The sequence below is a fragment of the Streptomyces sp. NPDC034043 genome, from assembly GCF_055575675.1.
Map to the genome: position 1 here is coordinate 185,254 of NZ_JBVISF010000011.1, position 24,949 is coordinate 210,202.

Annotated in this window: 23 protein-coding genes; 1 reads left to right on the forward strand and 22 read right to left on the reverse strand. The window is 70.1% G+C overall.

Annotation, left to right across the window (positions count from 1 at the left end; all coding sequences use genetic code 11):
* Positions 1-112 precede the first annotated feature (112 nt).
* Entirely contained in the window at positions 113-2,005 is a 1,893-nt protein-coding gene (locus tag ACZ51S_RS25300) for a glycosyl hydrolase family 18 protein (RefSeq protein ID WP_468800758.1), read from the forward strand.
* 116 nt (positions 2,006-2,121) lie between these two features.
* Here ACZ51S_RS25300 and ACZ51S_RS25305 read toward each other — a convergent pair whose 3' ends face one another.
* The 22 genes from ACZ51S_RS25305 to ACZ51S_RS25410 all read right to left on the reverse strand — a co-directional run bounded on the left by ACZ51S_RS25305 (position 2,122) and on the right by ACZ51S_RS25410 (position 24,897).
* On the reverse strand, positions 2,122-2,568 hold the full coding sequence (locus ACZ51S_RS25305) for a DUF2550 domain-containing protein (RefSeq protein WP_467290514.1): 447 nt from the start codon (positions 2,566-2,568) through the stop codon (positions 2,122-2,124).
* A gap of 127 nt (positions 2,569-2,695) precedes the next feature.
* Complete coding sequence (locus ACZ51S_RS25310) at positions 2,696-3,070, reverse strand: F0F1 ATP synthase subunit epsilon (RefSeq protein ID WP_388939738.1); 375 nt, start codon at positions 3,068-3,070, stop codon at positions 2,696-2,698.
* A 138-nt stretch (positions 3,071-3,208) separates the two neighbouring features.
* Positions 3,209-4,651 carry a F0F1 ATP synthase subunit beta gene (gene atpD, locus ACZ51S_RS25315; RefSeq protein WP_468962044.1) on the reverse strand — a complete coding sequence of 481 codons (1,443 nt, stop codon included), beginning with the start codon at positions 4,649-4,651 and terminating at the stop codon, positions 3,209-3,211.
* Positions 4,651-5,568: a F0F1 ATP synthase subunit gamma gene (locus tag ACZ51S_RS25320; protein ID WP_388939736.1), complete on the reverse strand. Its 918-nt coding sequence runs from the start codon at positions 5,566-5,568 to the stop codon at positions 4,651-4,653. Before ACZ51S_RS25320 ends, atpD begins: the two co-directional genes overlap by 1 nt.
* Before the next feature lie 20 nt (positions 5,569-5,588).
* Entirely contained in the window at positions 5,589-7,184 is a 1,596-nt protein-coding gene (atpA, locus tag ACZ51S_RS25325) for a F0F1 ATP synthase subunit alpha (RefSeq protein ID WP_388939734.1), read from the reverse strand.
* A gap of 134 nt (positions 7,185-7,318) precedes the next feature.
* Positions 7,319-8,134 carry a F0F1 ATP synthase subunit delta gene (locus tag ACZ51S_RS25330; RefSeq protein WP_468800765.1) on the reverse strand — a complete coding sequence of 272 codons (816 nt, stop codon included), beginning with the start codon at positions 8,132-8,134 and terminating at the stop codon, positions 7,319-7,321.
* Positions 8,131-8,661: a F0F1 ATP synthase subunit B gene (locus ACZ51S_RS25335; RefSeq protein ID WP_362471677.1), complete on the reverse strand. Its 531-nt coding sequence runs from the start codon at positions 8,659-8,661 to the stop codon at positions 8,131-8,133. Before ACZ51S_RS25335 ends, ACZ51S_RS25330 begins: the two co-directional genes overlap by 4 nt.
* Positions 8,662-8,713: 52 nt before the next feature.
* Positions 8,714-8,947, reverse strand: coding sequence for an ATP synthase F0 subunit C (gene atpE, locus ACZ51S_RS25340; RefSeq protein ID WP_007266589.1), 234 nt, complete (start codon positions 8,945-8,947; stop codon positions 8,714-8,716).
* 82 nt (positions 8,948-9,029) lie between these two features.
* Complete coding sequence (gene atpB / locus ACZ51S_RS25345) at positions 9,030-9,866, reverse strand: F0F1 ATP synthase subunit A (protein WP_388940003.1); 837 nt, start codon at positions 9,864-9,866, stop codon at positions 9,030-9,032.
* 210 nt (positions 9,867-10,076) lie between these two features.
* A complete protein-coding gene (locus tag ACZ51S_RS25350; protein ID WP_388939730.1) occupies positions 10,077-10,514 on the reverse strand; it encodes a hypothetical protein in 438 nt (145 codons plus the stop codon).
* A 286-nt stretch (positions 10,515-10,800) separates the two neighbouring features.
* Positions 10,801-12,123: an MraY family glycosyltransferase gene (locus tag ACZ51S_RS25355; protein ID WP_388939728.1), complete on the reverse strand. Its 1,323-nt coding sequence runs from the start codon at positions 12,121-12,123 to the stop codon at positions 10,801-10,803.
* A gap of 116 nt (positions 12,124-12,239) precedes the next feature.
* Positions 12,240-13,472: a serine hydroxymethyltransferase gene (locus ACZ51S_RS25360; protein ID WP_468479008.1), complete on the reverse strand. Its 1,233-nt coding sequence runs from the start codon at positions 13,470-13,472 to the stop codon at positions 12,240-12,242.
* Between the two features lie 86 nt (positions 13,473-13,558).
* Positions 13,559-14,194 (reverse strand): arsenate reductase/protein-tyrosine-phosphatase family protein, encoded by a 636-nt coding sequence (locus ACZ51S_RS25365; RefSeq protein ID WP_388939725.1) that lies wholly within the window; start codon positions 14,192-14,194, stop codon positions 13,559-13,561.
* A complete protein-coding gene (locus tag ACZ51S_RS25370) occupies positions 14,191-14,838 on the reverse strand; it encodes an L-threonylcarbamoyladenylate synthase (protein WP_388939723.1) in 648 nt (215 codons plus the stop codon). The genes ACZ51S_RS25365 and ACZ51S_RS25370 overlap by 4 nt, the downstream gene beginning before the upstream one ends.
* Positions 14,839-14,890: 52 nt before the next feature.
* Positions 14,891-15,736, reverse strand: coding sequence for a peptide chain release factor N(5)-glutamine methyltransferase (prmC, locus tag ACZ51S_RS25375; protein ID WP_007266582.1), 846 nt, complete (start codon positions 15,734-15,736; stop codon positions 14,891-14,893).
* 43 nt (positions 15,737-15,779) lie between these two features.
* The gene (gene prfA / locus ACZ51S_RS25380; RefSeq protein ID WP_388939721.1) at positions 15,780-16,859 is read right to left on the reverse strand and encodes a peptide chain release factor 1; all 1,080 of its coding nucleotides are present in this window, start codon (positions 16,857-16,859) and stop codon (positions 15,780-15,782) included.
* Between the two features lie 119 nt (positions 16,860-16,978).
* Positions 16,979-17,197: a 50S ribosomal protein L31 gene (gene rpmE, locus ACZ51S_RS25385; RefSeq protein WP_007266580.1), complete on the reverse strand. Its 219-nt coding sequence runs from the start codon at positions 17,195-17,197 to the stop codon at positions 16,979-16,981.
* Positions 17,198-17,380: 183 nt separating this feature from the next.
* Positions 17,381-18,484, reverse strand: a complete 1,104-nt coding sequence (locus ACZ51S_RS25390) for an LCP family protein (RefSeq protein WP_468800775.1) — start codon at positions 18,482-18,484, stop codon at positions 17,381-17,383.
* A gap of 265 nt (positions 18,485-18,749) precedes the next feature.
* Positions 18,750-20,816, reverse strand: a complete 2,067-nt coding sequence (gene rho, locus ACZ51S_RS25395; protein ID WP_468479006.1) for a transcription termination factor Rho — start codon at positions 20,814-20,816, stop codon at positions 18,750-18,752.
* 414 nt (positions 20,817-21,230) lie between these two features.
* Positions 21,231-22,169, reverse strand: coding sequence for a homoserine kinase (gene thrB, locus ACZ51S_RS25400; RefSeq protein ID WP_468479005.1), 939 nt, complete (start codon positions 22,167-22,169; stop codon positions 21,231-21,233).
* Positions 22,170-22,530: 361 nt separating this feature from the next.
* On the reverse strand, positions 22,531-23,601 hold the full coding sequence (thrC, locus tag ACZ51S_RS25405) for a threonine synthase (RefSeq protein ID WP_468479004.1): 1,071 nt from the start codon (positions 23,599-23,601) through the stop codon (positions 22,531-22,533).
* Positions 23,602-23,607: 6 nt separating this feature from the next.
* On the reverse strand, positions 23,608-24,897 hold the full coding sequence (locus ACZ51S_RS25410; protein WP_468479014.1) for a homoserine dehydrogenase: 1,290 nt from the start codon (positions 24,895-24,897) through the stop codon (positions 23,608-23,610).
* Positions 24,898-24,949 lie beyond the last annotated feature (52 nt).

A 24,949-nucleotide genomic window follows, 5' to 3' on the forward strand; every position in this document is an offset into this window, starting at 1 on the left:
ACCTCTTGACGCTTGGTCCAGACCTTTCTAGTCTCACCGCATCACTGTGGTGAGCGTGCCATGACAAAGATCGCAGCGAGGCGTGCTCACGGGCGGCGCAGGTCCCACCCCCATGTACCGGTCGGCCCCACGACCGGTACGGACCTCCGGAGGAGCACCCTTGAGCACAGCACCCCCACGACGCAACCGTCTGTTCAGGAGGCTGGCCGCCACCGTGGCCGCCCTCGCCCTGCCCGTCGCCGGCCTGGTCGGCCTGGCGGGCCCGGCGCAGGCCGCCGCCTCCGCGACCGCGACCTACACGAAGGTCTCCGACTGGGGCTCCGGCTTCGAGGGCAAGTGGACGGTGAAGAACACCGGCACCACCACCCTCAGCAGCTGGACCGTGGAGTGGGACTACCCGGCCGGCACCCGGGTGACCTCCGCATGGGACGCCACCGTCACCGGCTCCGGCGACCACTGGACGGCCAAGAACGTCGGCTGGAACGGCACCCTCGCCCCCGGCGCCACCGTCAGCTTCGGCTTCAACGGCACCGGGCCCGGCGCCCCCGCCGGCTGCAAGATCAACGGCGGCTCCTGCGACGGCGGGTCCAACCCCACCGACGCCCCGCCCTCGGCCCCCGGCACCCCCACCGCGACCGGCGTCACCGAGACCGCCCTGACCCTGTCCTGGCCGGCTGCCACCGACGACAAGGGCGTCAAGAACTACGACGTCTACCGCGACGGCACCAGGCTCACCACCGTCACCGGCACCACCTTCGGCGACAGCGGCCTGACCAAGGGCACCACGTACACCTACTCGGTCACCGCCCGGGACACCGCCGGCCAGACCGGCCCCTCCTCGGGCACCCTCTCGGTGACCACTCCCGGCGGCACCCAGCCCCCGGACCCGGGCACCAAGGTCAAGCTCGGCTACTTCACCAACTGGGGCGTCTACCAGCGCAACTACCACGTGAAGAACCTGATCACCTCCGGCAGCGCGGCGAAGATCACCCACATCAACTACGCCTTCGGCAACGTCCAGAACGGCAAGTGCACCATCGGCGACGCCTACGCCGACTACGACAAGGCCTACACCGCCGACCAGAGCGTCGACGGCGTCGCCGACACCTGGGACCAGCCCCTGCGCGGCAACTTCAACCAGCTGCGCGAGCTCAAGGCCAAGTACCCGCACATCAAGATCCTCTACTCCTTCGGCGGCTGGACCTGGTCCGGCGGCTTCGGCCAGGCCGCGCAGAACCCGGCCGCCTTCGCCGACTCCTGCCACGCCCTGGTCGAGGACCCGCGCTGGGCGGACGTCTTCGACGGCATCGACATCGACTGGGAGTACCCGAACGCCTGCGGACTGTCCTGCGACACCAGCGGCGCCGCGTCCTTCAAGAACCTGATGTCGGCCCTGCGCGCCAAGTTCGGCGGCTCCAGCCTGGTCACCGCCGCGATCTCCGCCGACGGCTCCAACGGCGGCAAGCTCGACCTCGCCGACTACGCGGGCGCCGCCCAGTACGTCGACTTCTACAACGTCATGACGTACGACTTCTTCGGCGCGTGGGAGGCCAAGGGACCCACCGCCCCGCACTCCCCGCTGACCTCCTACGCCGGCATCCCCATCGCCGGATTCAACTCCGAGGCCGCCATCACCAAGCTCAAGGGCAAGGGGATCCCCGGCTCCAAGCTCAACCTCGGCATCGGCTTCTACGGCCGCGGCTGGACCGGAGTCACCCAGGACGCCCCCGGCGGCACCGCGACCGGACCCGCCCCGGGCACCTACGAGCAGGGCATCGAGGACTACAAGGTCCTCAAGAGCAGCTGCCCCACGACCGGCACCGTCGCCGGCACGGCCTACGCCAAGTGCGGCGGCAACTGGTGGAGCTACGACACCCCCGCGACCATCGCCGGAAAGATGACCTGGCTGAAGAACCAGGGCCTCAAGGGCGCCTTCTTCTGGGAATTCAGCGGCGACACCGCGAACGGCGAACTGGCCGACGCCATCCACACCGGGCTGCGGTGACCCCCACGCACCGCCCCGGTCCGCGATCCCTCGTATGAGGGTACGAAGCCGGGGAGGCGGGACCGTCCCCCGCCTCCCCGGCTTCCTCACGTCCTGCGGGCGGTGCCCCGCACGCCTCAGGCGACGTTCACCCGCTGCCCGGGCGGCGCCGCCTCCAGCCACGCCAGGAAACCGGTCAGCGCGTCCTCGCTCATCGCCAGCTCAAGGCGGGTCCCCCGGTGGGAACAGCCGAGCACGACGGCGTCGGACAGCAGGGCCAGCTCCTCCTCGCCCTCGGGCGCGCGGCGCGCGAGGACCTCGATGGAGGAACGCTCCAGCAGCCGGCGCGGGCGCGGGGAGTACGAAAAGACGCGGAACCACTCGATCCGGTCACCGCTGTAGCGGGCGACCCCGTAGACCCACCCCTTGCCGGAGACGTCCGGCTCGTCGGTCACGCCCCAGCGCAGGCTGCAGTCGAAGGTCCCGCCGGACCGCTGGATGAGTCTGCGGCGCAACCCGAACACGAACAGCCCGATCACCACCAGGGCTACGACCAGGCCGCTCACAAGCAGAGCGAGGAGCATCTTCACCGACCTCCTCGCTCATCGAAAACCGCACACACAAAAGTACGTACATCGCCTCAGCCGCGACCCGGTCCGGAAAATTCCGGACCTGACCGCGGCTGAGGTATCAAACTGTTCGGTACGGGGCTCAGTGCCCCGCGACCGCGCGCAGCCGGACATCGGCGCGACGTTCGGCGGCCGCGTCGGCCTCCGACTTCGCGCGCTCCAGTGCCCGCTCCGCCCGCTGGACGTCGATCTCGTCCGCGAGCTCGGCGATCTCGGCCAGCAGGGACAGCTTGTTGTCCGCGAACGAGATGAATCCGCCGTGCACCGCGGCGACGACAGTGGCGCCCTCGCTGGTACGGATGGTCACCGGGCCCGATTCCAGCACACCGAGAAGCGGCTGGTGACCGGGCATGACGCCGATGTCGCCGGACGTGGTGCGGGCGACGACCAGGGTGGCCTCGCCGGACCATACATTGCGGTCCGCCGCGACCAGCTCGACGTGCAGCTCAGCAGCCAAGGTGGCTCCTCGGGTCACCACCCGGCGGGTCAGCCGGGTGTTGGGTCAAATTCTAATGGGCGTGGGGAGAGGGACGGGACACCCGCCCCTCTCCCTGGGGACTGCGAACCGGGAGCGCTCCTCGCGGAGCGCGCCGGATCAGGAGACGCCCAGCTCCTTGGCGTTGGCCTTCAGGTCCTCGATGCCACCGCACATGAAGAACGCCTGCTCGGGGAAGTGGTCGTACTCACCGTCGCAGATCGCGTTGAACGCGGTGATCGACTCGTCGAGCGGAACGTCCGAACCGTCCACGCCGGTGAACTGCTTGGCGACGTGGGTGTTCTGCGACAGGAAACGCTCGACGCGACGGGCACGGTGGACGACGAGCTTGTCCTCCTCGCCCAGCTCGTCGATACCGAGGATCGCGATGATGTCCTGGAGGTCCTTGTACTTCTGCAGGATCCCCTTGACGCGCATGGCGGCCGCGTAGTGGTCCGCCGCGATGTAGCGGGGGTCCAGGATGCGGGACGTGGAGTCCAGCGGGTCGACGGCCGGGTAGATGCCCTTCTCGGAGATCGGACGGGAGAGAACCGTCGTCGCGTCGAGGTGGGCGAAGGTGGTCGCCGGCGCCGGGTCGGTCAGGTCGTCCGCGGGGACGTAGATCGCCTGCATCGAGGTGATCGAGTGACCGCGGGTCGAGGTGATGCGCTCCTGGAGGAGACCCATCTCGTCGGCCAGGTTCGGCTGGTAACCCACCGCGGAGGGCATACGGCCGAGCAGGGTCGACACCTCGGAACCGGCCTGGGTGTACCGGAAGATGTTGTCGATGAAGAAGAGCACGTCCTGCTTCTGCACATCGCGGAAGTACTCCGCCATGGTCAGACCGGCCAGGGCGACGCGCAGACGGGTGCCCGGGGGCTCGTCCATCTGGCCGAAGACGAGCGCCGTCTTGTCGATGACGCCGGAGTCGCCCATCTCCTCGATGAGGTCGTTGCCCTCACGGGTACGCTCACCGACACCCGCGAAGACCGACACGCCGTCGTGGTTGTTGGCGACGCGGTAGATCATTTCCTGGATCAGAACGGTCTTGCCGACACCGGCACCACCGAACAGACCGATCTTTCCACCCTTGACGTACGGGGTGAGGAGGTCGATGACCTTGACGCCGGTCTCGAACATCTCGGTCTTCGACTCGAGCTCGTCGAAGCTCGGCGCCTTGCGGTGGATCGGCCAGCGCTCGGTGACCTCGGTGTTCGCCTCCGGGTAGTTGAGCACCTCACCCAGGGTGTTGAAGACCTTGCCCTTGGTGAAGTCACCGACGGGGACGGTGATGCCCTCGCCCGTGTCGGTCACCGGGGCCTGGCGGACCAGGCCGTCGGTCGGCTGCATCGAGATGGTGCGGACGAGGCCGTCACCCAGGTGCTGCGCGACCTCGAGGGTCAGGGTCTTGAGCTTGCCGTCCTCGGCCGGGTCGGCGACCTGGACCTTGAGGGCGTTGTAGATCTCGGGCATCGCGTCGACGGGGAACTCCACGTCGACGACCGGGCCGATGACCCGGGCGACGCGGCCCGTGGCGGCGGCCGTCTCAACAGTGGTCGTCATTACTTGTCACTCCCCGCGGTCGCGTCGGCCATGGCGCTCGCGCCACCGACGATCTCGCTGATTTCCTGGGTGATTTCGGCCTGGCGGGCCGCGTTGGCAAGCCGGGAGAGGCTCTTGATGAGGTCTCCGGCGTTGTCGGTCGCCGACTTCATCGCGCGGCGGCGGGCGGCGTGCTCGGAAGCGGCCGACTGCAGCAGTGCGTTGTAGATGCGGCTCTCGACGTAGCGCGGCAGAAGGGCGTCGAGGACGTCCTCCGCCGACGGCTCGAAGTCGAACAGCGGAAGGATCTCGCCCTTCGTACCGCTCTCCTCCGCAGCCTGGTCGAGGCTGAGCGGCAGCATCCGGCCGTCCACCGCGTTCTGCGTCATCATCGACACGAATTCCGTGTAGACGATGTGCAGCTCGTCGACGCCGCCCTCGGCCGTTTCCGTCTGGATGGCCTCGATCAGCGGCGCCGCGACGCGCTTGGCGTCGGCGTAGGCCGGGCTGTCGGTGAAGCCGGTCCACGAGTCCGTGACCTTGCGCTCACGGAAGCCGTAGTAGGCGACACCCTTGCGGCCGACGATGTAGCTGTCGACCTCCTTGCCCTCCGCCCGCAGCCGCTCGGTGAGCCGGTCTGCCTGCTTGATGGCGTTCGAGGAGTAGCCGCCGGCCAGACCGCGGTCGCTCGTGATGAGCAGGACCGCGGCGCGGGTCGGCGTCTCGACCTCGGTGGTCAGGGCGTGCTTGGTGTTCGAACCGGTCGCCACCGCGGTCACCGCGCGGGTGAGCTCGGTCGCGTACGGCATCGATGCCGCCACCTTGCGCTGCGCCTTGACGATGCGCGAGGCGGCGATCATCTCCATCGCCTTGGTGATCTTCTTGGTCGCCGTGACGGCACGGATGCGACGCTTGTAGACCCGGAGCTGCGCTCCCATGAGTCAGGTCCCTTCCGTCGTCACTTGGAGACGTTGACGGCCGGCGCGTCCTCGCCCAGGAGCTTGCCGTCCGAGGTCTCGAACTGGCGCTTGAAGGCGGCGATGGCGTCGGCGATCGACGTCAGGGTGTCGTCCGACATCTTGCCGCCCTCGGCGATGGAGGTGAGGAGGTCCTTGCGCTCGCGGCGCAGGTGCTCCAGCAGCTCCGACTCGAAGCGACGGATGTCGTTGACCGGGACGTCGTCCATCTTGCCGGTGGTGCCGGCCCAGACGGAGACGACCTGCTCCTCGACGGGCATCGGCTGGTACTGGCCCTGCTTCAGCAGCTCGACCATGCGCTTGCCGCGCTCCAGCGAGGCCTTCGACGCGGCGTCCAGGTCGGAACCGAAGGCGGCGAACGCCTCCAGCTCGCGGTACTGGGCCAGGTCGACGCGCAGACGGCCGGAAACCTGCTTCATGGCCTTGTGCTGCGCGGAACCACCGACGCGGGAGACCGAGATACCGACGTTCAGCGCCGGGCGCTGGCCCGCGTTGAACAGGTCGGACTCCAGGAAGCACTGGCCGTCGGTGATGGAGATGACGTTGGTCGGGATGAACGCCGAGACGTCGTTGGCCTTGGTCTCGACGATCGGCAGACCGGTCATCGAGCCGGCACCCATGTCGTCGGAGAGCTTCGCGCAGCGCTCCAGCAGACGGGAGTGCAGGTAGAAGACGTCGCCCGGGTAGGCCTCGCGGCCCGGCGGGCGGCGCAGCAGCAGCGACACGGCGCGGTAGGCGTCGGCCTGCTTCGACAGGTCGTCGAAGATGATCAGGACGTGCTTGCCGGCGTACATCCAGTGCTGACCGATGGCGGAACCGGTGTACGGCGCCAGGTACTTGAAGCCGGCCGGGTCGGACGCCGGGGCGGCGACGATCGTCGTGTACTCGAGCGCGCCGGCCTCTTCCAGGGCGCCGCGAACGGACGCGATGGTCGAGCCCTTCTGGCCGATGGCGACGTAGATGCAGCGGACCTGCTTGTTCACGTCGCCGGAGCGCCAGTTGTCACGCTGGTTGATGATCGTATCGACGGCCAGGGCGGTCTTGCCGGTCTGACGGTCGCCGATGATCAGCTGACGCTGGCCACGGCCGATCGGCACCATCGCGTCGACGGCCTTGTAGCCGGTCTGCATGGGCTCGTGCACCGACTTACGGACCATGACGCCCGGGGCCTGCAGCTCGAGGGCGCGGCGGCCTTCGGTCGCGATCTCGCCGAGACCGTCGATCGGGTTGCCGAGCGGGTCGACAACGCGGCCGAGGTAGCCCTCGCCGACGCCTACGGAGAGAACCTCACCGGTGCGCTGCACCGGCTGGCCCTCCTCGATGCCGCTGAATTCGCCGAGGACGATCGCACCGATCTCGCGCTCCTCGAGGTTGAGGGCGAGACCGAGGGTGCCGTCCTCGAACTTCAGCAGCTCGTTCGCCATGGCGGAGGGCAGGCCCTCCACCTTCGCGATGCCGTCGCCGGCAACGCTGACCGTTCCGACCTCCTCGCGCGAGGCCGCGTCCGGCTGGTACGACTGGACAAAGGTCTCCAGTGCGTCCCGGATCTCCTCCGGCCGGATCGTGAGCTCCGCCATCTGGGTTCCCTGCTCTCCTTGTTGGGCCTGAAGCTTCTTAGGGGTCTGGGGGTGACCCCCAGGAATCTTCTGCAAGTTCTGCACGGCCCAACCGGGCCGCTAGGAATGCTTTGTATCTGTGTGGTGGCGGCTGGTCAGCCGGCCATGCGGCGCGACGCCTCGGCGAGGCGGTCCGCGATGGTGCCGTCGATGACCTCGTCGCCGACCCGCACCGAGATCCCGCCGAGGACCGCGGGGTCCACGTCGAGGTTCAGGTGCATCTGGCGGCCGTACAGCTTGGCCAGCACCGCGCCGAGACGCTGCTTCTGCACGTCGCTGAGCGGAACCGCGCTGGTCACGGTGGCGACCATGCGGTCACGGCGCTCGGCGGCGAGCTTGGAAAGGGACTCGAGTCCCGCTTCCAGGCTACGTCCACGCGGGTGCGTGACGAGACGGATGACCAGACGCTCGGTGACGGCGTTCACCTTGCCGCCGAGCAGGCTGCGCAGCAGCTCGCTCTTGGCGGTGCCGGTGGCGGCGCGGTCGGTCAGCGCGGAGCGCAGCTCGGTGCTCGAGGAGACGATCCGGCCGAAGCGGAAGATCTCGTCCTCGACGTTGTCGAGCCCGTTGCCCTGCTGGGCCGCCGTGAGGTCGGCGGTGGCCGCCAGCTCCTCCAGCGCGTCCACCAGGTCGCGGGACTGCGACCAGCGGGAGCGCGCCATGCCGGACACCAGGTCGAGGGTCTCCCCGCCCACCTGGCCGGACAGCAGCCGGCCGACGAGCTCGGCCTTGGCCTCGCCGGACTGCGCCGGGTCCGTGATGACCCGACGCAGCGAGACCTCACGGTCGAGCAGCGCGGTGACGGCTGCCAGCTCACCGGCGAGCTTCGCCGCGTCGACGGACGTGTTGTCCGTCAGCGCGTCGAGACGCTCGCGCGCGGAGGCCAGCGCCTCGCGGCTCGCTCCGTTCATCGGGCCGCCTCGGCCTTCTCCTCAAGCTCGCTGAGGAAGCGGTCGATGGTGCGGCTCTGGCGGGCGGCGTCCTCGAGGGACTCGCCGACGAGCTTGCCGGCCAGGTCGGTGGCGAGCTTGCCCACGTCCTGACGCAGCGCCTGAGCGGCGGCCTTGCGGTCTGCCGCGATCTGGGCGTGACCGGCAGCGATGATCTCCTCACGCTGCCGCTGGCCCTCTGCGCGCAGTTCTTCCTTGAGCGCAGTGCCCTGCTCCAGCGCGTCCTGGCGCAGGCGCGCGGCCTCGTGCCGGGCTTCGGCGAGCTGGGCCTTGTACTGCTCCAGCACGCTCTGGGCCTCGGTCTGAGCGGCTTCGGCCTTCTCGATACCGCCCTCGATCTGCTCGCGGCGCTCGTCCAGAACCTTGTTGATGTTCGGGAGGAGCTTCTTCGCGAGGAAGCCGAAGACGATGACGAAGGCGATCAGACCGATGACGAGCTCGGGGATCGGCGGGATGAGAGGGTTTTCCATCTCAGCCGCGAGAACCATGAGGTTCACATCAGTGCCTTTCGTCTAGTGGGCTGTTCGTCGAGACCGAGGATCAGGAGCTCGGGTAGACGAACGGCATGACCAGACCGATCAGGGCGAGCGCCTCACAGAAGGCGAAGCCGAGGATCTGGTTGGCGCGGATCAGGCCGGCAGCCTCGGGCTGGCGGGCGAGGGCCTGGGTGCCGTTACCGAAGATGATGCCGACGCCGACGCCGGGGCCGATGGCCGCGAGACCGTAACCAACGGAGCTGAGGGAGCCGGTGACGGCGGCAAGGGTCTGGGACATGCCAGTTCTTCCTTCTCTTTCACGGACCGGTGGGGGTTGGCCACCGGACGAATACGGGGGGCTGAGCGGGGGCGGGCCTGGCTCAGTGGTGCTCGGCGAGCGCGCCCTGGATGAAGCTGCACGCCAGGAGGACGAAGACGTACGCCTGGACGGCCTGGATGAAGAGCTCGAAGGCGGTCATCACGATCACCATCACGAACGACACACCGGCGTAGGCGATGCCGATGCCGTTCAGCAGGTACCAGCTGGCGATCGTGAAGAGCAGCAGCAGGGTGTGACCGGCGAACATGTTCGCGAAGAGTCGGACCGCGTGGGTGAACGGGCGCACCAGGACGTTCGAGAAGAACTCGATGACCATGATGAGCGGCAGGACGCCGCCCAGGCTCTTGTCGTAGCCGGTGAGGTTCTTCAGGCCGCCGACGAAGCCGTGGCGCTTGAAGGTGACCGACATCCAGATCACGTAGACGATCAGCGCGAGGACGGCCGGGTACGCGATGATCGAGGTCACGGGGAACTGTGCCACCGGGACGATCGACCAGACGTTCAGGATCCAGACGAAGAAGAACAGGGAGACCATGAAGGGGACGTACTTCTCGCCCTCCTTCTTGCCCAGCGTCTCGTAGACGATGCCGCGGCGCACGAAGTCGTAGCCGGCCTCGCCGACCATCTGGAGCTTGCCGGGGATGATCTTCGCCTTGCCGAAGGCGGCCCAGAAGAAGGCCACGATGATGACGGAGCCCAGGAGGGCCAGCAGCATCGGCTTGTTGAAGTAGGCATTGCTGCCGGCTTCGCCCCACAGCGGCTCGAAGAGGAACGAGTGCAGGCCCGGGCCGGGGAATCCACATCCGTCGAAGATGTGACAGTCGGTCTCGAAGGCGAGGACCTGCGTCGGGTCAGCACTCACCGCGGGCTCCTTCAGCGTGGCGCATAGGTACGGCAACCTCGTTGTGTCGGCGCGGCGCGCAGCCGCGGTTCGGCACTGGACTGGTGTAACGGATGTGGGGGCGGCAGTCAGGCATCGAGCCTCGCGATGGAACAGGCGTCAGCTCAGATGCCCGCGCCCGCAGTGCCGCAGTTGGAACCGGACGATAGCAGCATCTCGAACGCACACTTATCCCGGCCCTACCCCTCACGACTTCGACCCCGGGTTCTCGGGCTTTTCACCCTTCGTCGAGTCCGGCTCGACGTACAGGATCTTCGCCTTCATATGAGCACGCGTCTGTGCGCCGATCCACACCAGGGTGGCGGCGACGAGCGTGATGGCGAACGCACGGGGGTGGAACAGCGTCGTGTTCTTGAACACGGCGAGAAAGACGAAGAGCAGCAGGATCTGTGCGGCGTAGAGCATGAGGCCCATGGCCTGGAACAGGTGCGGCAGGGATTTCGCCGTGCGCTGCAGGACGACGAATCCGAGTCCCATGAAGACGATCACGACCGCGGTCGCGACGACGGACCCGACGGCACCCTTGCCCCCGACGACCAGACCGCTGATCACGGCCGCGATGGCGCCGGCGAGAGCGGTGGGTACAGCGGTTTGCAGGAGGGATCGGACGTCATCTGACCGCATGGCGGTTTGCTCCGCGTGGTGGTGGGGGCACGGACTCGTACGGGAACTCGTACGGGGACGAGCGTAAGCCCGGTCCGAGCGAGAGCCTCGGGCCAATGGACCGTCGCACTACGGTCCTTCGGCTCTGTCACCGGGTTTAGTGAACGGTATCACAAACTATTTGATGAGAGCTTTACCTGCCCGGTGTGCTGACTGTCACACATGAGAGCTAATGCGCCCGTGTGTGCAGGACAAGGCGCCTCATTGTCTGCTAAAGGGCACCCATGTCGGACATGCGACCGCGCCGTCAGCGAGCCGATCCGGCCTTACGCCGGTCGGGGAGGCGCGAACGGGGGCCTACCGCGGTCGCGCCGTTGACGCCCGAGACCCCCGCCACGACGGGCCGTGCGGGCACCGGCTCCTGGCCCTCGTCGTCCCGTACGGCCGCCTCCGCGGCCCGCTCGCCGTGCCGGTAGCGCGGCGGTACCAGGCCCTCGGCCCAGCGCGGCGCGCGCGGGGTGAAGCGCGGCATCAGGAGCAGTACGAGGCCCAGCGCGCTCAGCGCGGCGAGGGAGAGGACGATCCACATCGAGGCCGAATGCACCGAATAGGCCACCGTGCCGAATGCGATCAGGCCCGACCAGAAATACATGATGAGTACGGCGCGGCTGTGGGAATGCCCCAGTTCCAGCAGCCGGTGGTGCAGGTGGCCGCGGTCCGCGGCGAAGGGGGACTGGCCGTTCCAGGTGCGCCGGACGATGGCCAGGACCAGGTCGGCCATCGGAATGGCGATGATCGTCAGCGGCAGCAGCAGCGGAATGAAGACCGGCAGCATCGCGTGCGTCGCGTTGCGCTCACCGCCGACGAAGAGGGCCATCGTGTCGGGGTCCACCTGCCCCGTGATCGAGATGGCCGAGGCGGCCAGCACCAGGCCGATCAGCATCGAGCCGGAATCCCCCATGAAGATCCGGGCCGGATGCATGTTGTGCGGCAGGAAGCCCAGGCACATGCCCATCAGGATCGCCGCGAACAGGGTCGCGGGAGCGGCGGATTCGATGCCGTAGCCGAACCAGATCCGATAGGCGTAGAGGAAGAACGCGCACGTGGCGATGCAGACCATGCCCGCCGCCAGACCGTCGAGGCCGTCGACGAAGTTCACCGCGTTGATCGTGATCACCACCAGCGCCACGGTGAGCAGGGTGCCCTGCCACTGGGTGAGCGCCACGGTGCCGATGCCCGGAACCGGAATCCACAGGATGGTCAGGCCCTGCATGACCATCACGCCCGCGGCGATCATCTGGGCGCCCAGCTTGATCAGCGCGTCGAGCTCGAACTTGTCGTCCAGGACGCCGATCAGCCAGATCAGCGCCGCACCCGAGAGCAGGGCCCTCGGCTCGTTGGACCGCTCGAAGACCCCGTTGAGGTTCTGCAGGTGGTCGGCGATCAGCAGCCCCGCGCACATGCCGCCGAACATGGCGATCCCGCCGAGCCGCGGGGTCGGCTCCCGGTGCACGTCGCGCGCGCGGATCTCCGGCATCGCGCCGGCCGCGATCGCGAACTTCCGCACGGGCCCGGTCAGCAGGTAGGTCACCGCGACCGTGACGCAAAGCGTCAGCAGATATTCACGCACTGGCTGCCCCAGATGTATCGCCGGCCATCTCAGCCCCACACATTAGCCGCGATGTCACCAGGGACGAGGACGCACCTGGGCCCCGTTCCGGTTGCACTACGCCATACTCGTCCCGGTTACGCCCCGTACGGGGGAAATCCACTGGTCAGGTCGGCCACCTTCGCCCGCGTTCCCGCCGCTTCCCCGCGCAGCGCGGCCGCGAACAGCTCCGCGATCACGGCCATCTCCGGCTCCCCCATCCCCTGCGTGGTGACCGCCGCGGTACCCAGGCGAATGCCGCGCTGGTCCCCGTACGGCAGCGCGCAGGTGTCCAGGACGATCCCCGCCGCGGCCAGGCGGCCGCGCGCCGTCGGCCCGTCGACGCCGAGCCCGGCCGGATCGGCGCTGACGAGGTGGGTGTCCGTGCCGCCGGTCGTCACGGCGAACCCGCGCCGCTCCAGGGCGGCGGCCAGGGCCCGGGCGTTGGCGACGACCCGGTGGGCGTACCGGCCGAAGGCCGGGGTCGCCGCCTCGCCGAAGGCCACCGCCTTGGCGGCGATGGTGTGCATCTGGGCGCCGCCCTGCGTGAAGGGGAACACCGCCCGGTCGACGCGCTCCGCGAACTCCGCGCCGCACAGGACCATCCCGCCGCGCGGACCGCGCAGCACCTTGTGGGTGGTCGCGCAGACCAGGTCCGCGTACGGGACCGGGCTGGGCGCCGCGCCGCCGGCGACGAGCCCGATGGGATGGGCGACGTCGGCGATCAGGTGGGCCCCGACCTCGTCGGCGATCTCGCGGAACGCCGAGTACTCGAGGTGGCGGGGGTAGCAGATCGACCCGCACACGATGGCCTTGGGGCGGTGCGTACGGGCCAGCCGCTGCACCTGCCCGTAGTCGACGAGCCCGGTCTCCGCGTCGACCCCGTACCCGACGAAGTCGAACCAGCGGCCGGAGAAATTGGCGGGCGACCCGTGCGTGAGGTGCCCGCCGTGCGCCAGCCCCATAGCCAGTACGGTGTCCCCGGGCCGCAGCAGCGCCGCGTAGGCGGCCAGCACGGCCGCGGAGCCGGAGTGGGGCTGGACGTTGGCGTGCTCGGCCCCGAAGAGCGCCCTGGCCCGCTCCACGGCGGTCCGCTCGGCGAGGTCCGCGTACTCACAGCCCCCGTGGTAGCGGGCGCCGGGATACCCCTCGGCGTACTTGTTGGCGAGCGCGGAGCCCAGCGCCGCGAGCACGGCGGGCGAGGTGAAGTTCTCGGCGGCGCTCATCTGCAAGGTGGCCGCCTGCCGCTGCCGCTCCCCTTCGAGGATGTCGGCCATCTGCGGATCCTGCTGCCGCAGGAGGTCCGCCGCCTGCTGGGTGGTGACAGTCATGGACGACTCCCGCGCGTGGGTGTACCCGGTACCAGCCACTGTAGGCCGGACCCGCCCGGCGCGCCCGCCGCCCGGCGCGGCGGGGCTCAGCGGGGGGAGGTGACGCCCGTCAGGGCCGTGACGACCGGGTCCAGCGCCTGGTTGATCTCGTCGCCGATCGAGCGGAAGAAGGTGATCGGCGAGCCGTACGGGTCGTACACCTCGTCGGCGTCGGCGGACGGCGCCAGCAGCCAGCCGCGCAGCGCCGCGGCGGCCCGCACCAGCGCCCGCGCCCGCTCCGCCATGCCGTCGTCCAGCGGCGGCAGCGTGGCCGGGTCTATCGCCCGTACGAGCCGGGTGAACTCCTTCAGCGTGAAGGTGCGCAGCCCCGCCGAGTGGCCCATGGAGATGACCTGCGCCCGGTGGTCCCGGGTGGCGGTGAGCACCAGGTCGGCGCGTATGACGTGCTCGTCCAGCAGCTCCCGCCCGGTGAACCCGGACGCGTCGGCGCCGAAGTCGGCGAGGACGGCGGCCGCGTTGGCCTCCATCGGGGCGCCCTCGTGGCCCCAGGTGCCGGCGCTCTCCACGATGAGGTCCCCGGCCGGCAGGCCGAGGGCACCGAGCCGGTGGGCCAGCGCGTGCCGCGTCAGCCGCTCGGTGATGGGCGAGCGGCACACATTGCCGGTGCTGACGTGGAGTATGCGGAAGGACCGACTCGCTATGCCACGCCCCTCAGGGCTCACGGAGCCACCTCGAGGTCGGGTACGACCTCCCGCAGCTGTTCCGCGGTCAGCGCGCCCTCGCGCAGCAGTACGGGAACCTTCCCGGTGACGTCGACGATCGACGACGGCTCGGTGCTCGGCGTCGGACCGCCGTCCAGGTACACGGAGACGGAGTCGCCGAGCATCTCGCGGGCCGCGTCGCAGTCCGCCGGCGCGGGGTGCCCGGAGAGGTTCGCCGAGGACACCGCCATCGGGCCGACCTCGGTCAGCAGCTCGATCGCGACGGGGTGCAGGGGCATCCGCACGGCCACGGTCCCGCGGGTCTCCCCCAGGTCCCACGCCAGCGACGGCTGGTGCCTGGCGACCAGGGTGAGCCCGCCCGGCCAGAAGGCGTCGACGAGCTCCCACGCCTGCTCGGAGAAGTCCGTGACGAGGCCGTGCAGGGTGTTCGGGGAGCCGATGAGGACGGGCGTGGGCATGTTGCGGCCGCGTCCCTTGGCGGCGAGCAGGTCGCCGACGGCCTCCGGGCTGAAGGCGTCCGCGCCGATCCCGTACAGGGTGTCGGTGGGCAGCACGACGAGCTCTCCGCGGCGCACTGCGGAGGCCGCTTCACGCAGACCCGTCTTGCGGTCCGTCGCGTCGTTGCAGTCGTATCGCCGGGCCATCAGCGGATCTCCTCGTGCGGCGGGGTGGTGGCGGGGGAAGCGGTCGCGCGGGTCACGGCATGGCCTTGCGGGCGGTCGCGAAGCGCGGACGGTTGTTCAGGTCGGGGTGGTCGGCGGCGTCGGCCCAGCCCCGTTCGTCGGCGAAGATCCACGGCACCTGGCCGCCCTGGGTGTCGGCGTGCTCGATCACGACGATGCCGCCGGGCCGCAGCAGCCGGTGGGCGGTGCGCTCGATGCCGCGGATGGTGTCGAGGCCGTCCTCGCCGGAGAAGAGCGCCATCTCGGGGTCGTGGTCGCGGGCCTCGGGCGCCACGTACTCCCACTCGGTGAGCGGGATGTACGGCGGGTTGGAGATGACCAGGTCGACCTGCCCGTCCAGCTCGGGCAGCGCGGTGAGCGCGTCGCCCTGGTGGACGGTGACCCGGGAGCCCTCGGCGTTCTTGCGGGTCCAGCGCAGGGCGTCCTCGGACAGCTCCACGGCGTGCACGCGCGAGCGCGGCACCTCCTGGGCCATGGCGAGCGCGATGGCCCCGGAGCCGGTGCACAGGTCCACGATCAGCGGCTCGACCACGTCCATGGCGCGGACGGCGTGTATGGCCCAGTCCACGACCGACTCCGTCTCGGGCCGGGGCACGAACACCCCGGGGCCGACCTGGAGCTCCAGGTACCGGAAGAAGGCCCGGCCGGTGATGTGCTGGAGCGGCTCGCGGGCCTCGCGGCGGGCGACGGCCTCCCAGTAGCGGGCGTCGAAGTCCGCGTCCTTGACGTGGTGCAGTTCCCCCCGCTTGACGCCGTGCACGAAGGCCGCGAGCTCCTCCGCGTCGAAACGCGGTGAGGGCACGCCGGCGGCGGCCAGCCGCTGGGTGGCCTGGGCCACCTCGGCAAGCAGCAAGTTCACGCTGGTCCTCCGGGCTGCTGTCGTACGGGGGGTGGGGCGAAGGTCAGTGCGCGGCCGCGAGCTTCGCCGCGGAGTCGGTGTCGACGCAGGCCTGGATGACCGAGTCGAGGTCACCGTCGAGCACCTGGTCCAAGTTGTACGCCTTGAAGCCGGTGCGGTGGTCCGAGATCCGGTTTTCCGGGAAGTTGTACGTACGGATCTTCTCGGAGCGGTCCACGCTGCGCACCTGGCTGCGGCGCTGGTCGGAGGCCTCCTGCTCGGCGGCTTCCTGGGCGGCGGCCAGCAGGCGCGAACGCAGGATGCGCATGGCCTGCTCCTTGTTCTGGAGCTGGCTCTTCTCGTTCTGGCAGGAGGCGACCACACCGGTCGGGATGTGCGTGATGCGCACGGCCGAGTCGGTGGTGTTGACGGACTGGCCGCCGGGGCCCGAGGAGCGGTACACGTCGATGCGGAGGTCGTTCATGTTGATCTCGACCTCGACCTCCTCGGCCTCCGGGGTGACGAGCACGCCCGCGGCGGAGGTGTGGATGCGGCCCTGGGACTCGGTGGCCGGCACGCGCTGGACGCGGTGCACGCCGCCCTCGTACTTCATCCGGGCCCACACGCCCTGGCCGGGCTCGGTGGCCCCGTTGCCGCCCTTGGTGCGGACGGAGACCTGGACGTCCTTGTAGCCGCCGAGCTCGGACTCGGTGGAGTCGATGATCTCGGTCTTCCAGCCCACGCGCTCGGCGTAGCGCAGGTACATGCGCAGCAGGTCACCGGCGAACAGGGCGGACTCGTCGCCGCCGGCGCCCGCCTTGATCTCCAGGAGCACGTCCTTGTCGTCGCTGGGGTCGCGCGGGACGAGCAGCAGGCGGAGCTTCTCGGTGAGCTCTTCGCGCTGGGCGCTCATCTCCTTGACCTCGGCGATGAAGTCGGGGTCGTCGGCCGCCAGCTCCTTGGCCGTCTCGATGTCCTCGCCCGCCTGCTTCCACGCACGGAAGGTGGCGACGATCGGGGTCAGCTCCGCGTACCGCTTGTTCAGCTTGCGCGCGTTCGCCTGATCGGAGTGGACCGAAGGGTCGGCGAGCCTCTTCTCGAGGTCGGCGTGCTCGCCGACCAGTTCCTCGACCGCTTCGAACATCGGATGCTCCTGTGGTGAAAAGTCAAAAATGGGCTGGGCTGGCTGAACGACGACAAAGGCGCCGGTCCGGCCGCCCCCGCGTGGTCAGGGGGCGGCCGATGACCGGCGCCTGGGTCGCGCTACTTCTTGGCCGCACCCTTGCCGAAGCGGGCCTCGAAGCGGGCCACGCGGCCACCGGTGTCGAGGATCTTCTGCTTGCCCGTGTAGAACGGGTGGCACTCGGAGCAGACCTCGGCACGGATGGTGCCCTCGGTCAGGGTGCTGCGGGTGGTGAACGACGCGCCACAGGTGCAGCTGACCTGGGTCTCGACGTACTCGGGGTGAACATCGCGCTTCAAGGTGTCTCCTAGATTCGGGAGGGCGCCGGGTCGCAGGAGCCGAATTGCGCACTGCGTGAACCGGGGCCGACAGACCAGTCTGCCAGGACCGGGCCGCCTGTCAAAATTCCGGGAACGCTCCCCTCAACGGGGAGGGGACGCCGCCTATTCCCCGGGGGTCCTGCCGGATCCCGGCAGCCCCTCCTACTGGACGATCGAGCCCGCGGTGCTCTTGTCCCCGGCCGACTTCTCGGTGGCCTGGGGCGGGATCGGCTGATCGGCGAGCAGGGAGTCCCAGACCATCTTTGACTCCTTGGTGAGGGGGACCACCCGGTCGCGGTCGGCGGGGTCCGGCCCCACCGGCAGGGTGATCATGTGCATGTTCTCGGCGCCGATCCCCTGGAGGCCCTGGGCGAAGCCCATGAGGGACTTCACGTCACCGAGGGCCTTGTCGGTGGTGATCGCCTTGGTGGCGGAGTCGGCGAGGCCGAACAGCTTCTTGGGGTTGTCGAACACCCCGAGCCCCTTGACCTGCTTGATCAGCGCCTTCATGAAGGCCTGCTGGAGCTGTATTCGGCCCAGGTCGCTGCCGTCGCCGACGCTCTTGCGGGTGCGTACGAGGCCCAGGGACTGCTCCCCGTTGAGCTTGTGCGGGCCGGGCGGCAGGTCGAGGTGGCTGGCGTCGTCCTTGATCGGCTTCGTGGTCGTGAGCTCGACCCCGCCGAGGTTGTCGATGATCTTCTTGAAGCCGGTGAAGTCGACCTCGATGTAGTGGTCCATGCGGATCCCCGACAGCTGCTCCACGGTCTTGACCGCGCAGGCCGGCCCGCCGACCGTGAAGGCCTCGTTGAACTGCGCCTTCTTCCGGCCGGGGTCGGTCTTGCCCTTGCCGGTGGCGCAGGCGGGGCGCGGGACCATCGCGTCGCGCGGGATCGAGACGACGCTGGCCTTGTGGTGGCCCTCGTAGAGGTGGACGATCATCGCGGTGTCCGAACGGGCGGAGCCGCCGTCGTCCTGGCCGTACTCGCCGTTGGCGCCGCTGCGGGAGTCGGAGCCGAGGACGAGGATGTCCATGGAGCCGTTGTCGACGTCGGCCGGGCGGTCCTTGCCGAGGGCCTGGTCGATGTCGACGCTGTGCAAGTTGCCGTTGAGCTTGAAGTAGAACCAGCCCAGCCCGCCCCCGCCCAGCAGGACCACTCCGGCGGCGGTCCAGGCGGTGACGGTGAGGCCCTTGCGGCGCCGCGGCTGCCCCCTGCGCCGGCCTCCGCGTGCGGCTCGGCGGCCGCGGCCTCTGCTGTCCTCGCTCATGCTCTCCTCAGTCCTGGCTCCGTTGCCCGTCGTCACTCACTCAGACGGGTGAGCGCGGTCCAGGGTTCCACGGCTCCCGGTGCCGTTCGCACGCCGGGGGCGCACCACCCGGGGTGCCCCGGGGGCCGTGTGGCGCCGGTCTGCCTGGGGTTTCGGTACGGCCGCGGGAGTGCGCCGGCGGGCGGGGGTGTGGTGAAGATCGCAAAAACGGAACCGCCCCCGCCACAGAAGTGGCGGGGGCGGTTCCGTACTACGGGCGACCCGGTCAGTCGTCGTTCTTGCCGGCCGGGGTCGTCTTGGCGATCTGCATCAGGAACTCGGCGTTCGACTTCGTCTGCTTCATCTTGTCGAGCAGCAGCTCGATCGCCTGCTGCGAGTCGAGCGCGTGGAGCACCCGGCGCAGCTTCCAGACGATGGCGAGCTCCTCGCTGTTGAGGAGGATCTCCTCCTTGCGGGTGCCCGACGGGTCGACGTCGACGGCCGGGAAGATGCGCTTGTCGGCGAGCTTGCGGTCGAGCTTGAGCTCCATGTTGCCGGTGCCCTTGAACTCCTCGAAGATCACCTCGTCCATGCGCGAGCCGGTGTCGACGAGCGCGGTGGCCAGGATGGTCAGCGAGCCGCCGTCCTCGATGTTGCGCGCGGCACCGAAGAAGCGCTTCGGCGGGTACAGCGCGGTCGAGTCGACACCACCGGACAGGATGCGGCCGGAGGCGGGCGCCGCGAGGTTGTACGCGCGGCCCAGACGGGTGATGGAGTCCAGCAGGACGACCACGTCGTGACCCAGCTCGACGAGGCGCTTGGCGCGCTCGATGGCCAGCTCGGCGACGGTGGTGTGGTCCTCGGCCGGGCGGTCGAAGGTCGAGGAGATGACCTCGCCCTTGACCGACCGCTGCATGTCGGTGACCTCTTCCGGCCGCTCGTCGACCAGGACGACCATCAGGTGGCACTCGGGGTTGTTGGTGGTGATCGCGTTGGCGATCGCCTGCATGATCATGGTCTTGCCGGTCTTCGGCGGGGCCACGATCAGACCGCGCTGGCCCTTGCCGATCGGCGACACGAGGTCGATGATGCGGGTGGTCAGCACGCCCGGGTCGGTCTCCAGGCGGAGCCGGTCCTGCGGGTAGAGCGGGGTCAGCTTCTGGAACTCCGGCCGGCCGCGGCCGGATTCGGGCGCCATGCCGTTGACGGAGTCCAGGCGCACGAGCGCGTTGAACTTCTCGCGGCGCTCGCCGTCCTTGGGCTGGCGGACCGCACCGGTGGTGTGGTCGCCCTTGCGCAGGCCGGCCTTGCGGACCTGGGCGAGGGAGACGTACACGTCGTTCGGACCGGGCAGGTAGCCGGAGGTCCGGATGAACGCGTAGTTGTCGAGGATGTCGAGGATGCCCGCGACGGGGATCAGCACGTCGTCATCGGCGACCTGCGGCTCGTTCGGCGCGAACTCGTCACGGCCGCGACGGCCCCGGCGGTCGCGGTAGCGGCCGCGGCGGCCGCGGCGGCCGTCCTCACCGTCGAAGTCGTCCTGCGGGCCGTTGTCCTGACGGTCCTGCCGGCCCTGGCCTCGGCCGCCCTGCTGCTGGCGGTCCGCGCGGTCCGTACGGTCCTGGCGGCCGCCGCCCTGCTGCTGGCCCTGGCCGCCCTGCGGCTGACCCTGCTCGTCGGCCTTGGCGCCGCGCTCACGGCGGCCCTGCTGACGGTCACCGCGCTCGCCACGGTCACCGCGCTCACCGCGGTCACGGCGGTCGCGGCGGGTGCGGCCCTCGCCGGCCTCCTGCGCCTGGCCCTGGGGCTGGGCGGACACCGCGACGGCGGCCTCGGCCTTGGCCTCGGGCTGCGCCGCCGGGGCGGTCTCGGTCTTCTGCTCGACCTGCACGGCGGCGGGGGCCGAGGACTCGGGGCTGCCGGAGGGGGCGGTGGCCCGGCGGCGGCGGCGCTCGCCGATGGGCGCGTCCTCGCTGGCCGGCTGGCCCGGGATCTCGATCTGCGGCTGGACGGCGGCCTTCTCCGCGGGAGCCGCGGCGGCGGCCTCGCCCGTGCGGGCCTTGCTGGTGGCGCGGCGCTTCGGCTTGGCCTCGGCGGCGTCGGCGGCGGGGGCCGCGGCGGCCTTGGCGGCGCTGCCGCCCTGCGCCTCCTTGATGACCTCGATCAGCTGGCTCTTGCGCATCCGCGCGGTGCCCCTGATACCGAGGCCCGACGCGACCTGCTGCAGCTCGGCCAGGACCATGCCCTCGAGGCCGGTACCGGAGCGGCGGCGCTTGGGGGCGGCGCCCGCGGCGGGAGCACTGGTGTCGACGTTGGTGTCGGCAGCGCCCATCAGATCGGTGGTGTCGCTCACGAAGGGTCCTTCCCTGGAGCGGACGTCGGCCTGTCTGGCTCGGCGACCGGTTGTGCTGTCCGACAACAGTCCTAGGTGTGGACCGTGCCGGGGCGGTGGTCCGCCGGTAGAGATACGGCGGAGAGAAACGTGCGTGGTGGTTCCGGCGAGAAGCCCCCGAGCTGGAAGCGTGGGAATGTCACGCCGATTCCGGAGCGTGCCCGAAGCTGCTGGCAGTGATCAAAGCAGTCGGGGAGGCTCCCGGAAGAAATGTGGTCCCGGATGGGGACACTGAGCACCGAGCCATGGCGGCTTCGGATGCGCACTTGAGGTTAACACTACCGGATCCAACAGACATTCCCCCTCTCAATCACCGGCAATCGCCCTGCCGGGGGCGGACGGCCTGCCCGGCCGCCCGCCCCCGGGGCCGTGTCGCTACGACACCGGCTGACCGCCCTGGGCGCCCAGCGGAAGGACGCTCGCACCCGCGGCGTCGAGGGCGAGCCGGTTGGCCGCCCATCCCTCGCCCGCGAGCCGCGCGACCTTGTCGGCCGCGCCGTTGTCGACCAGCGCGAGGACCGTGGGGCCCGCACCGGAGATGACCGCGGGGAAGCCGTCCGCCCGCAGCCGGTTGACGAGTGCCACGCTCTCCGGCATCGCCGGGGCCCGGTACTCCTGGTGCAGCCGGTCCTCGGTGGCGGGCAGCAGGAACTCGGGACGCCTGGTCATGGCCTCCACGAGCAGGCCCGCACGGCCCGCGTTCACCGCCGCGTCCACGTGCGGGACGGAGCGCGGCAGCAGCCCGCGCGCGGTCTCGGTCAGGACCGGCTTCGACGGGACGAAGACCACCGGAACGATGGAATCCGAGGGGTCCATCCGGATCGCCTTGGCGCTGCCGCCGTCCATCCAGGCGAGGGTGAAGCCGCCGAGCAGGCAGGCGGCGACGTTGTCGGGGTGGCCCTCGATCTCGGTGGCGAGTTCCAGCAGCGCCGCGTCGTCGAGCTTGGCCTCGCCGCCTATGGTCACGGCGCGGGCGGCGACGATGCCGGCGCAGATCGCGGCGGAGGAGGAGCCGAGGCCCCGGCCGTGCGGGATGCGGTTGGCGCAGACGACCTCCAGGCCGCGCGGCTGCCCGCCCAGCAGGTCGAAGGCGGTGCGCATGGAGCGTACGAGGAGGTGGCTCTCGTCCCGCGGGAGGGTGTCGGCACCCTCACCTGCGATGTCGATGTCCAGGCCGGAGTCGGCCACCCGGACGACGACGTCGTCGTAGAGCCCCAGGGCCAGGCCGAGGGCGTCGAAGCCGGGGCCGAGGTTGGCGCTGCTGGCGGGGACGCGCACCCGTACGGCGGCGGCGCGGAACGCTGGACCTGCCATCGGTCGATGACACTCCTTGTGACTGTGCGGGATCCGGCTGCTGTGCGGGATCTTCGCTGCGAATGTACTGGAGAACGTACGACACCCGAAGGCCCGTGGGGCAGCACCGTGGTCATGTGCGCGGTGGCGGATGTAAGTACAGCGTATCGAAGGAAGGTTCTCCCGCGACATAGGGCGCACAGGAGGCGCACGATGCGTGTCGCTGTCTTCCGGCGGATACCGCTGCGACCGGCTGCTTCCGGCTCGCTTCCGGCGGCGTACGGCCGGGCCGCCGGACTCCGGAGACTTCCGGAATCCGGCAACCGGGGCGTGGGGCCCGGGGGGCCGGGGCGGGAAGCCCTCGGCCCCCGGGGGCCCGGGGTCAGACCAGGCCGAGACGGACGGCGGCGGCCTCGGCGTCCACCGGGACGGTCACCGGCTGCGGGGCGCCGGCGATGGCCCAGTCGGGGTCCTTGAGGCCGTTGCCGGTCACGGTGCACACGATCGTCTGGCCGGGGTCGACCAGGCCGGCCTCGGCGGCCTTCAGCAGACCGGCGACCGACGCGGCCGAGGCGGGCTCGACGAAGACGCCCTCCTGCGCGGCCAACAGGCGGTAGGCCGCCAGGATCTGGCGGTCCGTCACCTCGTCGATGAAACCGCCCGACTCCTCGCGCGCGGCGAGCGCGTAGTCCCAGGAGGCCGGGTTGCCGATGCGGATCGCGGTGGCGATGGTGTGCGGCTCCTTGACGATCTCCCCGCGCACGATCGGCGCGGAGCCGGAGGCCTGGAAACCCCAGAGGCGGGGCGTGCGGGAGGCCAGGCCGTCGGCCTTGTACTCCTTGAAGCCCTTCCAGTACGCCGTGATGTTGCCGGCGTTGCCGACGGGCAGCACGTGGATGTCGGGGGCGTCGCCGAGCGCGTCGACGATCTCGAACGCGGCCGTCTTCTGGCCCTCGATCCGCACCGGGTTGACGGAATTGACCAGCGCCACCGGGTAGTTGTCGGACAGCGCGCGGGCCAGGTTCAGGCAGTCGTCGAAGTTGCCGTCAACCTGCAGGATCTTCGCGCCGTGCACGAGGGCCTGGCCCATCTTGCCGAGCGCGATCTTGCCGCGGGGCACGAGGACGGCGGACACCATCCCGGCACGAACCGCGTAGGCGGCGGCGGAGGCCGAGGTGTTGCCCGTGGAGGCGCAGATGACGGCCTTGGCGCCGTCCTCCTTGGCCTTGGTGATGGCCATGGTCATGCCACGGTCCTTGAAGGACCCGGTGGGGTTCGCGCCCTCGACCTTGAGGTGGACCTCACAGCCGGTGCGCTCGGAGAGCACCTGGGCGGGGACGAGGGGAGTACCACCCTCGCGGAGCGTGACCACGGGAGTGGTGTCCGTGACCGGCAGGCGGTCCCGGTACTCCTCGATGATGCCGCGCCACTGGTGGGTGCGATTGCTGCTCATGGGTCCTTACTCCCCTTCAACACGCATGATGCTGGCGACACCGCGCACGGTGTCCAGCTTCCGCAGCGCCTCGACGGTCCCGGAGAGGGCGGCGTCGGGTGCGCGGTGGGTGACGACGACGAGGGAGGCCTCGCCGTCCTTGCCCTGCTGCCTGACCGTGTCGATCGACACGCCGTGCTCCGCGAAGGTGGTCGCCACCTGGGCGAGCACGCCCGGCTTGTCCGCCACATCGAGGCTGATGTGGTAGCGGGTGACGACGTCCCCCATGGGGCTGACCGGCAGCTGGGTGTACGCCGACTCGCCGGGCCCCGTTGCCTCGGCGAGCTTGTTGCGGCAGACGGCGACGAGGTCGCCGAGGACCGCGGAGGCGGTCGGAGAGCCGCCCGCGCCGGGCCCGTAGAACATGAGCCGCCCGGCGGCCTCGGCCTCGACGAAGACCGCGTTGTACGCCTCGCGGACGGAGGCGAGCGGGTGGGTGAGCGGGATCATCGCCGGGTGGACGCGGGCGGTGACGGACTCGCCGTCGGCGGCGCGCTCCAGGATGGCGAGGAGCTTGATGGTGCAGCCCATGCGCTTGGCGGAGGCGAAGTCCGCGGCGCTGACCTCGGTCATGCCCTCGCGGTAGACGTCGTCGAGGCGGACGCGGGTGTGGAAGGCGATGCCGGCCAGGATCGCGGCCTTGGCGGCGGCGTCGTAGCCCTCGACGTCGGCGGTGGGGTCGGCCTCGGCGTACCCGAGGGCGGTGGCCTCGTCGAGGGCCTCCTGGTAGCCGGCGCCGGTCGAGTCCATCTTGTCGAGGATGAAGTTCGTCGTGCCGTTCACGATGCCCATCACCCGGTTGATCTTGTCGCCGGCGAGGGACTCGCGCATCGGGCGGACCAGCGGGATGGCGCCGGCGACGGCGGCCTCGTAATAGAGGTCCAGCCCGGCCTGCTCGGCGGCCGCGTGCAGGGCCGCACCGTCCTGGGCGAGCAGCGCCTTGTTCGCGGAGACGACGGAGATGCCGTGCTCGAAGGCGGTGGTGATCAGGGTGCGGGCCGGCTCGATGCCGCCGATGACCTCGATGGCCACGTCGATGTCGCCCCGTTTCAGGAGGGCGGTCGCATCGGTGGTGATCAGCGACGGGTCGATGCCCTCGCGCACCTTGGAGGGACGGCGCACGGCCACACCGGCGAGTTCGACGGGCGCGCCGATCCTGGCTGTCAGGTCATCGGCGTGCGTCGTCATGATGCGCGCCACCTCTGAGCCGACCACGCCACAGCCCAGCAGCGCCACCTTCAGCGGACGCGTACGCATCATTGACCTACGCCTTTCATCTTTCTTCGCTCCCGGCGCGCGGTTTGCACGT

Coding starts and splice junctions, on each gene's coding strand:
- ACZ51S_RS25300 (WP_468800758.1), top strand. CDS start 113: ATGTACCGGTCGGCCCCACGACCGGTACGGACCTCCGGAGGAGCACCC.
- ACZ51S_RS25305 (WP_467290514.1), bottom strand. CDS start 2,568: ATGCTCCTCGCTCTGCTTGTGAGCGGCCTGGTCGTAGCCCTGGTGGTG.
- atpD (WP_468962044.1), bottom strand. CDS start 4,651: ATGACGACCACTGTTGAGACGGCCGCCGCCACGGGCCGCGTCGCCCGG.
- ACZ51S_RS25320 (WP_388939736.1), bottom strand. CDS start 5,568: ATGGGAGCGCAGCTCCGGGTCTACAAGCGTCGCATCCGTGCCGTCACG.
- atpA (WP_388939734.1), bottom strand. CDS start 7,184: ATGGCGGAGCTCACGATCCGGCCGGAGGAGATCCGGGACGCACTGGAG.
- ACZ51S_RS25330 (WP_468800765.1), bottom strand. CDS start 8,134: ATGAACGGAGCGAGCCGCGAGGCGCTGGCCTCCGCGCGCGAGCGTCTC.
- ACZ51S_RS25335 (WP_362471677.1), bottom strand. CDS start 8,661: ATGGTTCTCGCGGCTGAGATGGAAAACCCTCTCATCCCGCCGATCCCC.
- atpE (WP_007266589.1), bottom strand. CDS start 8,947: ATGTCCCAGACCCTTGCCGCCGTCACCGGCTCCCTCAGCTCCGTTGGT.
- ACZ51S_RS25350 (WP_388939730.1), bottom strand. CDS start 10,514: ATGCGGTCAGATGACGTCCGATCCCTCCTGCAAACCGCTGTACCCACC.
- ACZ51S_RS25360 (WP_468479008.1), bottom strand. CDS start 13,472: ATGACTGTCACCACCCAGCAGGCGGCGGACCTCCTGCGGCAGCAGGAT.
- ACZ51S_RS25370 (WP_388939723.1), bottom strand. CDS start 14,838: ATGGCCCGGCGATACGACTGCAACGACGCGACGGACCGCAAGACGGGT.
- prfA (WP_388939721.1), bottom strand. CDS start 16,859: ATGTTCGAAGCGGTCGAGGAACTGGTCGGCGAGCACGCCGACCTCGAG.
- ACZ51S_RS25390 (WP_468800775.1), bottom strand. CDS start 18,484: ATGAGCGAGGACAGCAGAGGCCGCGGCCGCCGAGCCGCACGCGGAGGC.
- thrB (WP_468479005.1), bottom strand. CDS start 22,169: ATGGCAGGTCCAGCGTTCCGCGCCGCCGCCGTACGGGTGCGCGTCCCC.
- thrC (WP_468479004.1), bottom strand. CDS start 23,601: ATGAGCAGCAATCGCACCCACCAGTGGCGCGGCATCATCGAGGAGTAC.
- ACZ51S_RS25410 (WP_468479014.1), bottom strand. CDS start 24,897: ATGCGTACGCGTCCGCTGAAGGTGGCGCTGCTGGGCTGTGGCGTGGTC.